9 protein-coding genes and 1 riboswitch are annotated in these 15,341 nt (G+C 57.9%); of the genes, 8 read left to right on the top strand and 1 reads right to left on the bottom strand.

The genetic code is table 11. The annotated features are described in order from the left end of the window. Window positions 1-54 precede the first annotated feature (54 nt). The 7 genes from ACLCGK_RS14460 (at window position 55) to ACLCGK_RS14490 (ending at window position 11,417) form a co-directional block, all read left to right on the top strand. Window positions 55-2,202 carry a type I secretion system permease/ATPase gene (locus ACLCGK_RS14460; RefSeq protein WP_410952238.1) on the top strand — a complete coding sequence of 716 codons (2,148 nt, stop codon included), beginning with the start codon at window positions 55-57 and terminating at the stop codon, window positions 2,200-2,202. Then, complete coding sequence (locus tag ACLCGK_RS14465; RefSeq protein WP_410952239.1) at window positions 2,199-3,617, top strand: HlyD family type I secretion periplasmic adaptor subunit; 1,419 nt, start codon at window positions 2,199-2,201, stop codon at window positions 3,615-3,617. Before ACLCGK_RS14460 ends, ACLCGK_RS14465 begins: the two co-directional genes overlap by 4 nt. Before the next feature lie 2 nt (window positions 3,618-3,619). Then, complete coding sequence (locus tag ACLCGK_RS14470; protein ID WP_410952240.1) at window positions 3,620-3,898, top strand: hypothetical protein; 279 nt, start codon at window positions 3,620-3,622, stop codon at window positions 3,896-3,898. Window positions 3,899-4,162: 264 nt separating this feature from the next. Beyond that, the gene (locus ACLCGK_RS14475) at window positions 4,163-4,966 is read left to right on the top strand and encodes a hypothetical protein (RefSeq protein ID WP_410952241.1); all 804 of its coding nucleotides are present in this window, start codon (window positions 4,163-4,165) and stop codon (window positions 4,964-4,966) included. Beyond that, a complete protein-coding gene (locus ACLCGK_RS14480) occupies window positions 4,963-5,130 on the top strand; it encodes a hypothetical protein (protein WP_232880758.1) in 168 nt (55 codons plus the stop codon). The genes ACLCGK_RS14475 and ACLCGK_RS14480 overlap by 4 nt, the downstream gene beginning before the upstream one ends. Window positions 5,131-5,229: 99 nt before the next feature. Next, window positions 5,230-5,994 carry a hypothetical protein gene (locus tag ACLCGK_RS14485; protein ID WP_410952242.1) on the top strand — a complete coding sequence of 255 codons (765 nt, stop codon included), beginning with the start codon at window positions 5,230-5,232 and terminating at the stop codon, window positions 5,992-5,994. A 671-nt stretch (window positions 5,995-6,665) separates the two neighbouring features. After that, window positions 6,666-11,417 (top strand): S8 family serine peptidase, encoded by a 4,752-nt coding sequence (locus tag ACLCGK_RS14490; RefSeq protein ID WP_410952258.1) that lies wholly within the window; start codon window positions 6,666-6,668, stop codon window positions 11,415-11,417. Window positions 11,418-11,532: 115 nt separating this feature from the next. Here ACLCGK_RS14490 and ACLCGK_RS14495 read toward each other — a convergent pair whose 3' ends face one another. Beyond that, window positions 11,533-12,969: a TolC family outer membrane protein gene (locus ACLCGK_RS14495; protein ID WP_003258125.1), complete on the bottom strand. Its 1,437-nt coding sequence runs from the start codon at window positions 12,967-12,969 to the stop codon at window positions 11,533-11,535. 160 nt (window positions 12,970-13,129) lie between these two features. Continuing rightward, window positions 13,130-13,236: riboswitch (TPP riboswitch) on the top strand. A 153-nt stretch (window positions 13,237-13,389) separates the two neighbouring features. On the opposite strand from ACLCGK_RS14495, the gene thiC reads away from it, so the two are divergent. Next, window positions 13,390-15,270: a phosphomethylpyrimidine synthase ThiC gene (thiC, locus tag ACLCGK_RS14500; RefSeq protein WP_015272025.1), complete on the top strand. Its 1,881-nt coding sequence runs from the start codon at window positions 13,390-13,392 to the stop codon at window positions 15,268-15,270. Window positions 15,271-15,341 lie beyond the last annotated feature (71 nt).

The following is a 15,341-nucleotide window of genomic DNA, read 5'->3' on the forward strand; positions in this document are numbered from 1 at the left end:
CTATTGCTTCAGGCTAGTATCACCTCATATTCAGTTTTTATATGAGGTGGCGTGGTGCCTGATTTGACTTATGGGTGTAATACCAGCGCTATTGAAAGTGGGCTGGTCTGTCTGATCACGCTGGCGCGTTATCATGATATAGCTGTCTCTGCCGAGCAGTTGCAGCACGACCATGCACCAGCGGGTGAGCGATTCTCGACTGGCGCAATACTCCGGGCATTTCAGCAACTAGGTCTCAAGGCCAAGCATCGCAGCATCGATCCGAATCGGCTTAAGCATGCGCCATTGCCTGCCATAGCCGTGGATACGCGTGGTGAGTATTTCATCATCGCTCGCGCGGAAGGTGAGCAGGTTCTGGTGCAAGACCCAGATTCCCGTGCACCACAAGCACTGACCTTGGCAGAACTTGCCATGCGCTGGTCGGGAGAACTCATTCTGGTTCGCTCCGATGCCCAGTTGCCGCATGGGCTGTCGCGTTTCGATCTGACCTGGTTCATTCCAGCCGTGGTGAAGTACAGGCGGCTATTTGGCGAAGTGCTTGTTGTCTCCTTGGTCATTCAGATATTGGCGTTGCTGACACCTCTGTTCTTCCAAGTGGTAATGGACAAAGTACTGGTGCATCGTGGGTTGACCACACTGGATGTTATCGCCCTGGGCTTGTTGGTCGTGGTTCTATTTGAAACATTGCTGAGTGGTTTGCGTACTTATGTGGCAGCTCATACAGCGTCAAGGATTGATGTCGAACTAGGTGCAAGACTGTTCAGGCACTTGGTCGATCTTCCCGCCGCCTACTTTCAGGCCAGGCGAGTCGGTGACTCGGTTGCCCGAGTACGCGAACTGGAGAACATCAGAAGTTTCCTGACCAACAACAGTATCACGCTGTTGCTGGATGTAGTGTTCACGGTGGTCTTCATCGCTGTCATGTTCCTTTATAGCGGCTGGTTGACGTTGGTGGTCGTCGGCTCATTGCCTTTATATTTTCTCGTATCCCTGGTCGTTACCCCACTGCTGCGGGCGCGGATCGATCAGAGTTTCCAGCGCGGCGCCGAGAATCAAGCATTTCTGGTGGAGGCGGTGAACGGCATCGATACGCTGAAGTCGATGGCCGTGGAACCGCAGATTACCCGGCGCTGGAACAATCAGTTGGCAGCTTATGTATCGGCCAGCTTCAAGACCCAGAGCCTTTCCAACCTCGCGAATGAGAGCGTAGGCCTGATCGGCAAGCTGGTCACGGTCGCCACGTTGTGGCTGGGGGCTCGCCTGGTCATCGACGGCGAACTCACGGTGGGCGAACTGATCGCCTTCAACATGCTGGCAGGGCGCGTCTCGCAACCCATTATCCGGCTGGCTCAACTCTGGACCAGCTTCCAGCAGACAGGCGTATCGATTCAACGCCTGGGCGACATTCTCAACACCCGTACCGAGGTCAACCAGGGCAAGGGTACGGTGCTGCCAGCACTAGCCGGGCAGATCGAGCTCGATCGTGTGTGTTTTCGCTACCGGCCGGACGGGGGGGAAGTCGTGCGCGATGTCAGCCTGAAGATTGCTGCCGGAGAAGTGGTTGGCATTGTAGGTCGCTCGGGGTCAGGCAAGAGCACGCTGACACGCCTGATCCAGAGGTTGTACTCACCCGAGCGGGGGCGGGTATTGCTCGACGGTGCTGACTTGGCGGTAGCCGATGTGGCTTCACTGCGTCGGCATATCGGTGTGGTGCTGCAGGAGAACGTGCTATTTCGGCGCACCGTGCGGGAGAACATCGCCCTTGGCAACCCGGCGGCACCGCTTGAAGAGGTCATCGCCGCAGCGACGCTGGCGGGGGCCCACGAGTTCATCCTCGAATTGCCGGATGGCTATGAAACCTTGGTCGGCGAGCACGGTGCCAGCCTGTCAGGTGGCCAGCGACAGCGCATTGCCATCGCCCGGGCGCTGTTCGGCAACCCACGCATCCTGATTTTCGACGAGGCCACCAGCGCGCTGGACTATGAGTCCGAACGGATCATCCAGCAGAACATGGCGCGGATCTGCGCGCAGCGCACGGTGATCATAATTGCCCACCGGCTTTCGGCTGTACGTCACGCCGACCGTATCGTGGTCATGGAGCGCGGGCAGATCATCGAGCAAGGGCCTCATGACGAGTTGGTGGGCAAGCCACAAGGCACCTACGCCTATCTGTATCGGCTGCAACTTGGGGCTGCCGTATGAGCACGGCCTTCAAGGAGCTTTTCGAGCGCTATCGAGAAGCGTGGCGAGGGGCCTGGAGACAGCGCCGACGCATGGATGGCCCCATCCGTGAGCCGGATGAGCTGGCCTTTTTGCCTGCGGCACTGTCCCTGCAGGAAACACCAGTACATCCCTTGCCGCGCTACCTGCAGTGGAGCCTGCTGACGTTCATCGGGCTGGCGCTTGTCTGGGCTTGCATCGGTGAGATCGACGTCGTTGCCAGTGCCGAGGGCAAGATCGTACCCAGCGGCAGGAGCAAGCTGATCCAGGCCAGCGAGGTCGCGGTGGTGCAGGCGATCCATGTCGTCGATGGCCAGGCAGTGCGCAAAGGCGATGCGTTGGTCGAGCTGGAAGGGCAGTTGACCGAGGCCGATGTAAAGCGCTTGGGCAGCGAACTGCTGGCGGCGCGGATCGACCAGGCACGAGCCAGCACACTGCTGAGTGCGCTGGACGGCGATGACGCGCCTGCTTCCCTGGCACCACTGATACCGCAGGCCACGGCCGCGCAGCAGGCAAACGCGCAACGCTGGCTGGAAGGGCAGTACCTCGAGCTTCAGGCCACGTTGGAGCAGGCTGATGCCGAAATCGGTCAACGCGCTGCCGAAATCCGTTCTGCCCAGGGCCGGGCTGACGCGCTCCGGCAACTGCTGGTTATCACCCGCCAACTGACGGCGGATTACAAGCTTTTGTTCAGTGAATCGGCCGTGGCCAAGCACACCTACCTGGAAAAGGAACAGGCCCGCCTGGAGCAAGAGCGCGAACTGGCACTCCAGCGCTCACGCATCGACGAACTGAACGCTGCACGGCTTGCCGCTCAGCACCGTCGAAGCGGTGCCATTGCCCAGCTGCGCAGAGCCATGCTCGATCTTCACGGTGATGCGCAGCGGCGCATTGCAACCCTTGAACAGGAATTGAACAAGGCCGAGCAGCGCCATCGCCTCAAGGTTCTGACATCACCCGTTGACGGTACCGTCCAGCAATTGGCCATCCATACCCAAGGTGGTGTGGTTACACCCGCGCAGACATTGATGGTCATTGTGCCAACGGGCCAGCCGGTGGAAGTGGAAGTGAAAGTCGAGAACAAGGATATCGGCTTTGTGTATCCGGGGCAGCCGGTGGAAGTGAAAGTCGAGACGTTCACGTTTACCAAGTACGGGGTTGTGCCTGGTGTAGTTCAGAGCATTTCACATGACGCCATTGAGGACGAGCGGCGGGGCTTGGTCTATAGCGCTCGGGTCCAATTGGGTAAGGAAACGTTGCGCATAGGGGAAAAGGATATGCCGTTGACAGCGGGAATGTCTGTGCGTGCGGAAGTAATTGTAGATAGGCGGAAAGTTATAAGTTATTTCCTGAGCCCGCTGCAGCGGCATATGAATGAAAGTCTAGTGGAGCGATAAAAATGAGTTCGGAGCGAGCGCAAAAAAAAGGCGGCTGGATAATGCTATACGAGATTGTATGGAATGCACTTAGAGTTAGTGCGGCAGTCGCTTTATGTGTTCCTGCTGGTTGTGCGGGGCTGGCTTTCGGATATGTCATGCTCAGTGGAAAACCAAGGCCAATTGCACCATATGATGACAGGCAAAGTATTGTGAAGATCGAATGTGGGTGGGATAAGCTAGATAAATGGAATGAAATAGCTTTGCAATCCAAGAATTTCTTGAAGTCTAATGAAAAATAGGGAGGTGTGACGAGGCTAAGCCATTCTGATATAGAACTTGCGAGGGTCTTGCTGAAAAATGAAGGCCTGTCGGCGATGTACCCTGCGCAGTAATTTTGGCTGCTATAGCAGGTTTTCATGGTGTTGGACTCATGGGTTCAGATACTTTCGGAGCTAGGGGCAGGATATCCGTGCTGTGCGAAAGAAATTTCGAAGTCGCTTATGATTTGTCTGAAGCTCAGTTGGCCTAGTGCCTGATATAGGTAGGCTGGCTCTAGGGGGGTAATGGTTACGTTCAAATATTTTTTGTTTTTTTTGAAGGTGCTGCTCGGGAGGCTGAGTGCGATTGGCAATTTTTTTGGTCGTGTGTTGTGGCGCCTCAGCAAGCTATTGTTATTTCTAAGTATCGTCTGGCTGTTGGTTGCCGTTGCTACTACCTCGACTTGGGCACCCAAGAAATTCACTGCCTCTAGTCCAATGGTATGTGGAAAGATCTCAGGTGTTGTTTATGAGCTTCCTAGGAGATATGTAATCTATTGGCCGGAATATGAAGGTGAAAGTTCCTGGGAGCCGGGTTTCGTAAACAACAAAAAAGGCTGTGGTGCAAATTTGGTCTCGCTCTATATGGCAATGAGTTGGCCGGAGATGCAGCCTGTCCCTTACGGTGAGGCAACATCTTTCAGTTTTGGTGGCGTGACCGTTGCCGTCGAGCCCTGGGTTCATGGGGCGACCGGGTTAGAAAAGAGACTCAAAAGTTATCTTCGGGCAACCCCGATAACGGCGTTTGAACAGGCAGGTTACGAACCAAACATTGGAATGACATATGTAGAGGGTGTCAGTAGAGTTTTTCCTGGAGATAAGCAGGACTTTTTCTGGCTGGAAAAGGATGGGCGCATGCAATACATAGTTTATTGTGTAAGGGCGTATGATGAAGATAATTCTTACTGCGATTTGAAGTTTGTGCTTTCTGGTGGGGATGCTCTTGTGAGTGTTAAGTTTCTGCGGGGTAAGCTAGGGGAGTGGAGGAGTATGGTAAATAGAGTTGAGGAATTTCTAAAGCGAAGTGTAAAACAAGGAGAAGGTAAATGATCAGGCTCGAGGTTGCAGATATTGAAGAGGCGAGTGTCGCTCTAGAGGGTAAGGGGCTGTCAGCGATTTACGACCTGTTGGCTGCAAATGGAGATAAATATGCAGAGCTCGCTCAGGGGGGCGTAGGAGATGAAGAGTTGCCACTTGCTGCGGGTATGACATAGCGGGCGGAGGTCGTTGTAGATAGGCGCAGAATTATAAGTTACTTCCTGGGCCCCATGCGGTGGCATATGCAAGAAAGCTTGAAGGAGCGCTGAGTGATTATGAGGAAACTGTTCTTTCGGTTTTGCCTGTGGGCTTGGAATTTTCTAAGAGTTTGTGCTGCTGTACTCTTATTGATTCCCGTGGTCGTGATGATAAGTGTGGCCTGGAAAAGTGAGCCGTGGAAGAAAAGGGAGAGGATAGCCGTTGATCCTATAGTATGTGGGAAAATATCAGGGAAGGTATACGAATTTTCAAGGTTGTATTTTCCGTTCTGGCCAGAGTACGAAGGAAAAAGCTCTTTTGATCCTGATTTTGTCAATAACAAAAAAGGCTGTGACGCAAGTCTTGTATCTGTTTTTTTATCAATGACCTGGCCGGGACTTGCTCCGGCGGACGATAGCTTGGTGTTTAGGCAGGGCTTGGAGCATGAAGGGTTATTGGTCGCTGTGGCCCCGATAACTGCAAGAGAGGGAGATTTACGACTTAAGCTCGAATTTCTTCTGCGGAAGAGCCCTGCAGAAACAATAACGGTTGCTGAATACGATGAGTCATACAGCCTCTATCGCGTAGAGGCGCGTGACGCTGTCTTTGAAAATCACAAGAAGCTTATCTACTGGGAAGGCGAGCTCGATGATATGACTTCTGTGGGGTATTGCGACTGGCGGCCAAAAATACCGAATTACTATTCATGCGAAATGACTTTCGTGGTGTTCGGGGACGTACTGGTCAAGGTGATAATGCGCCCTGACAAGTTGGGGCAATGGTTGAAGGTTAGACGCTCAGTGGAAGAGTTTTTAATTGCTAGTATAAAGCGAGGTGAATAATGTCTGGGTTGACCAAGGAAGATTTAGAAAAGGCGCGTAATATCTTGGATTCCAAAGGTGTTGGCGATATGTATGATTACATGGCTATGAAGGGGGATCGATATGCGATACTTGCCAACGGCGTTGCTAAGGGTAACTCCATAGCAGGGTTGGCTGCTATAAATTTCATGAGGAGAACTGAAGCAGATGCCGGGCGTCCCATGAGTGAAGCAGATGTAGAGCAAGTAAGGTTGGAGATGGGAAAGGCTTATCTGGAACTTCAAGAGCGCAGGGTGAGCGAAGGGAGGGCTGGTGGTGATCCAGATCATATGGAAGTTTGGACATTTCACAGTAAGGTTTTTGAGGGTCTAGGCAGATCGAAAGATGCCTGGACTCTGAATGCTGTATTTGAATTAACCTATCCGGAGCGGCGTGAGTCATATTGGAAAGAGGTACTTGACGCGGCGGGAAGCCCTGTTAGTGAGCTATGGTTGTCAATTCGAACTGATAGTATCATGGCTAACACTACTGCAATGGCTCCGGATGATTTACGTCCCCTGGCCAAGTATTGGAAATCCCGTATTGACTCGCCGGGGGCCATCGCATCGTTTCTTTATTCGATAAGCGAGGTTACGGGAAATGGCTTGGCCAGTGCGATATCCGAACTCATAAGTACTGAAAAAGTAGAACCTATGGATTCATCCTTGGATATCGAAATTACCCCCGCAACTGAATCCCGTCGCGACCTCCAAGGCCAAGATGACATCCGCAACGACGTCTCCAGCGGCTACGTCAACCGCCGCCTGACCCACAGCATCGCTTTCACCGACAGCACCCTCGACAACACCGACTTCACCTCCGCCCAGTTGGGCAGCTTGACCACCGGGGGTATCCGCCCCGGCGAGATCCAGCTCGACCCCAACGTGCGGCCGAACCAGCACCTCGCCCAGTTCTATCGGGAGGGTAGCGAACAGCCGGACTTCAGCCTGCGTAACGCAGTGGTGCTCAACGGGCTGGCGGCGATGACCACGGTGAACACCTTCGTCGACCCTCTGTTACTCGATCTGAGCGGGCAAGGTGTGGGCTTGGCCGGTATCGAGGACGGCGTGCTGTTCGATGTCGATAACAGCGGTACGTTACGTCGTACAGGCTGGGCAGATCGTGTGACCGGGATGCTGGTACATGACAACGGCACCGGGCAGGTGAGCAACATCAGCCAACTGTTTTCCGAATACTACGGAGGCAAAGCCGGTAGTGATGGCAGTTCCGGCGAAACACCGTTCAAAGATGGCTTCGCCGCCCTGGCAAGCGTGGACGCCAACGCCGATGGCAGTATCAACGTTGAAGATGCTGTCTGGGCACAATTGAAGGTGTGGGTCGATGGCAACCACGACGGGCGTGCCGATGCCGGAGAATTGAAGGCATTGCAGGAGCATGGCATCAGCCAAATCAAGCTCGGTCAGGTCGAGCCGGTGGGGGAAGCACGTCAGGGTAACCAGGTCATCTCCCGCAGTGCATTCACCGTCAATGGCGAGGACCGGGAAGTACTGGCGGTGAGGTTCCTCGCCGATACCGTCGGCAATCGGATCGAGGCCCAGGGGGATGGTACGGTACTGACTTCATCAAGTGGGCCCACTTCCCGGCGGGCTTATATCAGCCAGAGTCCTCAAGGCAGCACTCTGGACGCCGCTGCGCTCGGCGTGGACACGCTGTACGGCGCCGCAGGCGATGATGTCTTGACCGCAGCCCCGGGTGGCAGCTGGCTGGTCGGCGGCGCTGGTAGCAATACCTATCACGGCGGGGCGGGCGATGATGTATTCGTGATCAGCGCCAGTGACGATTGGGCGAACATGCACGGCAATGGCGGGCGTGACACGGCGCTGATCGTGGGGGAGCAGGGCGTTGGGCTGAACATGGCCAAGGCCGGGTTGACCATCGCGCAAGGAGGGCGGGGTAGGGACATCATCGCCAGCGGCGGTCAACGCGGAGTTTTCATCAAGGGCGGCTCGGGCGATAGCTTGCTGATCGGTGGCGGTGGCAACGATGTGCTCGTCGGTGGCAGCGGCCGCAACGACATCATTGGTGGTACCGGCAAGTCCGTTATCTACGCAGGCCCAAATGGTGATCGCATCCAGGCCTCGGCGGGCGGCAGCATTATTTACGCTGGTGGTGGCGCGGATCGGATTACGGGTGGGGCGGCCGATGACGTGATCGAAGCCGGTCGGGGCGATGCCACGATCGATGGAGGCGCGGGAACCAACTTGGTCAGCTTGCATGGTGCACACGACGAGTACCTGATCACGCGTACCGAATCGGGTCACCAGATCACCGACACCGTGGCGGGGCGAGACGGCCGCCTGACCGTGAGCAACATCCAGAAGCTCAGCTTCGCCGATATTGCCGCTATCGATCTTCTCGGCGCGGGCGCCATGCCAATCGGCGACAGGCTGTTGCCTGAGCAACTGGCTACCTTCACCACCACTGACATCGCGCTGATAGTCCCTGCGACGGCGCTGCTGGCCAACGACCAGCCATTCAACAGCAGTGGGCCGTTGCGCATCGCGTCGGTCAGTGCTGGGAAGGGCGCTACAGTGCGGCTGAACGAGCAGGGTGATGTAGAGGTCACGCCGTTGCCTGGCCATGACGGTGATGTCAGTTTCCGCTACGACCTGGTCGATGCGGCCGGCAACGCCTCCATAAGTGTTACCGAGGTGGGCAGCGGTGCATCGGCGCCCTTGCGCGCGACGGTAACGTTGCGCCATGAGCAATCGCCTGGTGACCCGCTCTCTGGGCGGCAGTGGTATCTGGACGAGATCGATGTCGCGCCAGTATGGCGTGACTTCACGGGCAAGGGCGTGAGGATCGGGCAGTTCGAGCCTGGCGGTGAATTTGCCGTCGCGCCGGAAATCTTCGATATCGAGCACCCCGATCTCAAGCCGAATATCGACCCCATCTGGCTGCAAACCCAACGTACCAATGGCACGCTGGCTGCCCTGGCGTCCAATCATGCCACCCAAGTGGCGGGTGTCATGGTTGGAGCGCGCAATGATCAAGGGGGAATCGGCATTGCATACGATGCGACGATCGGCGGGCACTACCTGGCCAACAAAGGCGACGACCTGACCAACCTGGGGCAAATGGTCAACTACGACATTGCCAACAACAGTTGGGGGTTCAAAAAGGACTTCGCATTGGGGAATGTACCGGAAGGCAAGGTCGATACCGCTCTGGCGCTCGCTTTCAGTACTACGCTTGCGGCCACCAATGGTCGTGGCGGGCTTGGCACCATCGTCGTCGCCTCTGGCGGCAACCAGCGCGACAAAGGTGGTAGTGCGCAGGGCTCGCTGACCAACAACAACCGTCACGCCATAGAAGTAGCGGCCATCAATGCAAAGGCAGACCTCTCGGTGCTGCAAGCTGCCACTGCACCCTTTTCCAACCCAGGTTCCAGCTTGCTGGTCGCTGCACCAGGCAGCCATGTGTTGTCCACTGGCGTCAGCCTTGAAGCGGAGCGCGGTGCATCGGTGGGCAGCGCCTATAGCACGACCCAGGGCACCAGTTTCGCTGCGCCGATTGTATCAGGCGTGGTGGCGTTGATGCTGCAGGCCAATCCGGGGCTCGGTTATCGGGATGTCCAGCAGATCCTCGCACTGTCTGCGCGCAAGGTGGATGACGCATCCACCCAATGGGCCTACAACGCAGGGCGCAACTGGAATGGCGGTGGCATGCACACCAGTCACGACTACGGTTTTGGTATGGTCGACGCCCGTGCGGCTGTGCGTCTTGCCGAGTCATGGGGTAGCCAGGCGACCAAGGCCAATGAACGGGTGCTGACCGCTGCCAGTGAGCCGCTTGCCCACCAGGTTGCGGCGGGGCAGGTCGCGACTTTGTCCTTGACCCTGCCGGCTGATGTGCTGGTGGAGCATGTGGAGGTCGATATCCATTCGATGGTGGGCCGTCTTGGTGACATGACGCTCACGCTGGTGTCGCCTGGCGGCACGCGAAGCGTGCTGCTCGATCGCACGGGCAAGGCACCGGGCTCCGGTGATGACGATCTGGGCGATTCGCGCTCAGGAGCGTTCAAATATGGGTTCATGTCGACCCATCATCGCGCAGAGCGCTCAGCGGGGGAGTGGAAGCTCGAGGTGCGCAATGCCGATGCTGGTTTGCCGTTGACACTCGATCGCTGGACGTTGCGCCTAGTTGGCAGCCCCGGCACCATCGATGATACTTATTACTTCACCGATGACTATGCGAACCTGGTGGCAGAAAACGCCGGGCGAGCGCTGCTTGACGACGCAATCAGCGGCACCGCTGGCGGGCGTAATACGTTGAATGCGGCTGCGGTAAGTCGCAGTATTTCGGTGGATTTGGCCAGCGGCAGTGCCAATATCGCCGGAGTGGCGCTGACCATAGCCTCTGGTTCGGTGCAGAACCTCATCAGTGGCGACGGCGACGATACCTTGATCGCTGGGCCCACCGGGGCATTACTGGATGGTGGCCGTGGATACAACCTGCTCAAGGGCGGGGAGGGTACTGACCGCTATGTTATCCACAGGCGTGCAGCCGGAAACGATGTACTCGAGCAATTCGAAACTTCGCGTGAAGTGATCGATCTGGTCGGTTTTGGTGGTTTAGGGTTTGCTGACCTGCAGATGCGACAGGACGGCAATGCGGCTGTGCTAGACCTTGGCGATGGGCAGAAGCTGACGCTTGCGGGCAAACCGATCGCCGAACTGCAGCCAGCGAACTTCCGCTTCCTTGACGCATTCACTGCTGCGCCAGGTTACTTCGAGGGCAGCCCTGAAGTGCAGGCGCCCCCGCCTGTCAACGCGAATGTTCTGCTTACCGGTGGTGCAGATGGCGTGTCGCTTACAAGCGACGAATCGGGGCAGTTGGTGGCTTCTCTGGCAGGCACGATCTATGCCCCGCCAACGGTTGCGCCCAGCGTGTTCCTGGTGACAAAACAAGAAGGCGTGAGCGATTACAGGAACACCTTGCGGGGGTTCCGGCACGGTATCGACAAGATTGACCTCAGCCAGGTAGGCATCAGTCGCTTCGAGGATCTGCAGGTCAGCAAAGTCGAGCGCTTCATGCTCAATGACTTTGCGCAGATTCATGGTGTGGCCGTTGATACCCAGGCAGTGCCGGGGCAGGAAGGTATCGTGAATATACTGTACCTGGATGCGCTCGAAGTTGCGCAAGTGACAGCGGAGGACTTCATCTTTGCGCAGCCGGCAATAGTCACCTCTGAAATGGTTGCCATGCCTGAGGCCTTGGCCCTTTCAGCGGGGGCATCTCTGTTTGCTGTCGAGCACTCGCTGCCGAGCCTGGGAAATCTTGTTGATGCAATGGCTGCGTTCGCCCCTGAGCCGGCTGGCTCTGCGCTGATCGGGGATATGTCGGTTCAACGCATCGACTCGACGATTGCCGTAGCAGCCTAGTCGCTGTCCTGTAGCGGCTGGAGTGATATTTGATGGCCCTATCGCCGGCACGCCAACTCCCCCAGGTTACCCCGCGGTGGGAGCGGGCTTGCCCGCGACTGGTCCAACACCTATCTCAAGGCCTGCGCTCGAAGTTCTTCGCCGCTGCAGCCGCCAGGTCCGGCGGCAGGAAGTCCTTGTCCGGGTTGTAGTCTGGCTTCAGGTACCGCTTGAGGTCCTGCAGGTCCTGCGGGCTCAAGGTGCCGGCTGCCTGCTTGAGGCTCAGGTTGTCGAGGATGTAGTCATAGCGGCTGTTGTTATAGTCGCGCACCGAGGTGTAGAGCTGACGCTGGGCGTCAAGCACGTCGACGATATTGCGGGTACCCACCTGGTAGCCGATCTCGGTGGCTTCCAGCGCGCTCTGGTTGGAGATGATCGACTGCTTGCGCGCCTGCACCTGTTCCACGTCGGTATTCACTGCGCGGTGCAGGTTGCGGGTGTTTTCCACCACCTGGCGGCGCAGGCTTTCACGCTGCTGCTCGGTCTGGCTCAGGCGCTGGTAGGCCTCGCGCACCTGCGAACTGGTCAGGCCGCCGCTGTAGATCGGGATGTTCAACTGCAGGCCGATGCTGGTCTGCTCGACGTCGCCGCTATAGCGCGTAACGGGGGCCGGCGCGGGATTGGTGAAACCGAAGTTGTCGTTGTCACCCTTCTGGTACTTGGCAACTGCGTCCAGGGTCGGCGCGTGGCCGGCCTTGCGCTGGCGCAGGGTTTCCTCGGCAGCGACGACCGCGTGGTTGGTGGCCAGCAGGTTGAGGTTCTGGCGCCCGGCGGTTTCGACCCAGGCCTTGGCGTCGTTGGGCGTAGGCACCTGCACTGGCAAGGTATGGACCACGCCTTGAATCGATGTGTATTCCCGGTTGGTCAGGGTCACCAGGGCCTCGAAGGCATCCTGTACCTGGCGCTCGGCAATGATTCGGTTGGCCCGCGCTGTATCGTAGCTGGCCTGGGATTGCAGCACGTCGGTCTTGTCGGAGAGGCCGACGTCGAATCGTTCGTTGGACTGGTCCAGCTGGCGCTTGAAGGCCGCTTCCTCGGCCTTGGTCGCGGCCAGGTTGTCCTGGGCACGGAGCACGGCGAAGTAATTCTGCGCGGTTTGCAGGATCAGGTTCTGCTCGGTCGCCGACAGCTCCAGCGCCGCCTGTTCGTTGACCGCTTCGGCTGCCTGCAACTGGAACCAGCGATCAGCGCGGAATATAGGTTGCGCCAGGGTTGCGCTCCAGGTGTTGCCGCTGCGGTTGCTGGTGGCCGATGGTTCGTCCAGCTTGGTGCGGGTGTTCAGCATTTCGGCACCGGCCGACAGGTTAGGCAGCAACCCGGCGCGAGCCTGCGGTACCACTTCGCGGCGGGCGCCGTAATCGGCGCGGGCCGCAGCCAGGTCAGCGTTGTTGTCGACCGCCTCCTGATAGACGCTGACCAGGTCGGTTTTCACTGTAGTGGGCACGTCCGCTGCCCAGACCACTCCGTTGGACGCACAAGACACGGCTATTGCCAGTGAGAGTTTGCGCAGCATAGAGGCAATCCTTGTACGAAATTTAATTACTGAACTGTTGAGTATCGAGCGACGGGCCAGTGTAGTGCCATGCGCACCCGGCAACAATCGCTCGGGGTGCCTTTCATCATCCGCGCATTTACCTGCTTGGCTTTGCCGACCACTCCAGTCTAGACTGCGCATGTTCTTGTCGGGGTGCCTTGAAGCAAAGGCTGAGATCGCAAAGTTGCGGATCCCGTTGAACCTGATCAGGTTAGCGCCTGCGTAGGGAACAAGATTGCTCGCCTTCCCGGGGAGCCTCTTGTGCCAGGTCCGGGAATGTCACAGCTGCATGCAGCTTCAGGCACCCCAAATCCGGCACTGCACCCATCAAGGGTGCGTCCGCGCCTTTCAGGTTCACCCCGACATTCCACTGCTAGGAAGCCGTCTGGAGAGCCTGTGATGACCAAACAAGAAAAAGCGATCAACCTCAGCGAATCGGCACAAGTCGATCAGCAGTCCGTGCAACCATTCCCGCGTTCGCGCAAGGTGTATGTCGAAGGTTCGCGCCCGGACATCCGCGTGCCCATGCGTGAAATCAGCCTGGACGACACCCCGACCGATTTCGGTGGCGAGTCCAATGCCCCGGTGCTGGTCTACGATACTTCCGGCCCGTACACCGACCCCAACGTTGTCATCGACGTGCGCAAGGGCCTGGCCGATGTGCGTTCGGCGTGGATCGAGGCACGCGGTGACACCGAGCGCCTGGCCGGCCTGAGCTCCGACTTCGGCCAGCAGCGCCTGAACGATGCCGAACTGGCCAAGCTGCGTTTCGCCCACGTGCGCAACCCGCGCCGTGCCAAGGCTGGTGCCAACGTCTCGCAGATGCACTATGCCCGCCAAGGCATCATCACTGCCGAGATGGAGTACGTGGCCATCCGCGAAAACATGAAGCTGCAAGAGGCACGTGCCGCTGGTCTGCTCGACGAGCAGCACGCCGGCCACAGCTTCGGGGCCAACATCCCGAAAGAAATCACCCCTGAGTTCGTCCGCCAGGAAATTGCCCGTGGCCGCGCGATCATCCCTGCCAACATCAACCACCCGGAAGTGGAACCGATGATCATCGGCCGCAACTTCCTGGTGAAGATCAACGGCAACATCGGCAATAGCGCGCTGGGTTCCTCGATCGAGGAAGAAGTGGCCAAGCTGACCTGGGGCATCCGCTGGGGTTCGGACACGGTCATGGACCTGTCCACCGGCAAGCACATTCACGAAACCCGTGAGTGGATCATCCGCAACTCGCCGGTGCCGATTGGTACCGTACCGATCTACCAGGCCCTGGAAAAAGTCAACGGCGTGGCCGAGGACCTGACCTGGGAGCTGTTCCGCGACACCCTGATCGAGCAGGCCGAGCAGGGCGTGGACTACTTCACCATCCATGCCGGCGTACTGCTGCGTTATGTGCCGCTGACTGCCAAGCGTGTCACCGGTATCGTCAGCCGTGGTGGCTCGATCATGGCCAAGTGGTGCCTGGCACACCACAAGGAAAACTTCCTGTACACCCACTTCGAAGAAATCTGCGAAATCATGAAGGCCTACGACGTCAGCTTCTCGCTGGGCGACGGCCTGCGTCCCGGCTCGATTGCCGACGCCAACGATGCCGCGCAGTTCGGTGAACTGGAGACCCTCGGCGAGCTGACCAAGATCGCCTGGAAGCACGACGTGCAGTGCATGATCGAAGGACCCGGCCACGTGCCGATGCAACTGATCAAGGAGAACATGGACAAGCAGTTGGAATGCTGCGACGAGGCGCCGTTCTACACCCTCGGCCCGCTGACCACCGATATCGCTCCTGGCTACGATCACATCACCTCGGGCATTGGTGCGGCTATGATCGGCTGGTTCGGTTGCGCGATGCTCTGCTACGTCACGCCCAAGGAACACCTGGGCCTACCAAACAAGGATGACGTGAAGACCGGCATCATCACCTACAAGATCGCCGCTCATGCCGCCGACCTCGCCAAGGGCCACCCGGGTGCGCAGATCCGTGACAACGCCTTGTCCAAGGCACGCTTCGAGTTCCGTTGGGAAGACCAGTTCAACCTCGGCCTGGACCCGGACACTGCCCGTGCCTACCACGACGAGACCCTGCCTAAGGAATCGGCCAAGGTCGCGCACTTCTGCTCGATGTGCGGGCCGAAGTTCTGCTCGATGAAGATCACCCAGGAAGTGCGTGAATACGCCGCCAAGATCGAAACCGTGGATGTGACGGTCGAGCAAGGCATGCGTGAGCAGGCCGAGCGGTTCCGCCAGGAAGGCAGCCAGCTGTATCACAAAGTCTAAGTCGCAGCGCTGACCCCTGTAGGGGCGGCCTTGTGTCGCGATGGGCCGCAAAGCGGCCCCGGCAATTTCAG

The sequence above is a fragment of the Pseudomonas sp. S1(2024) genome, from assembly GCF_046557535.1.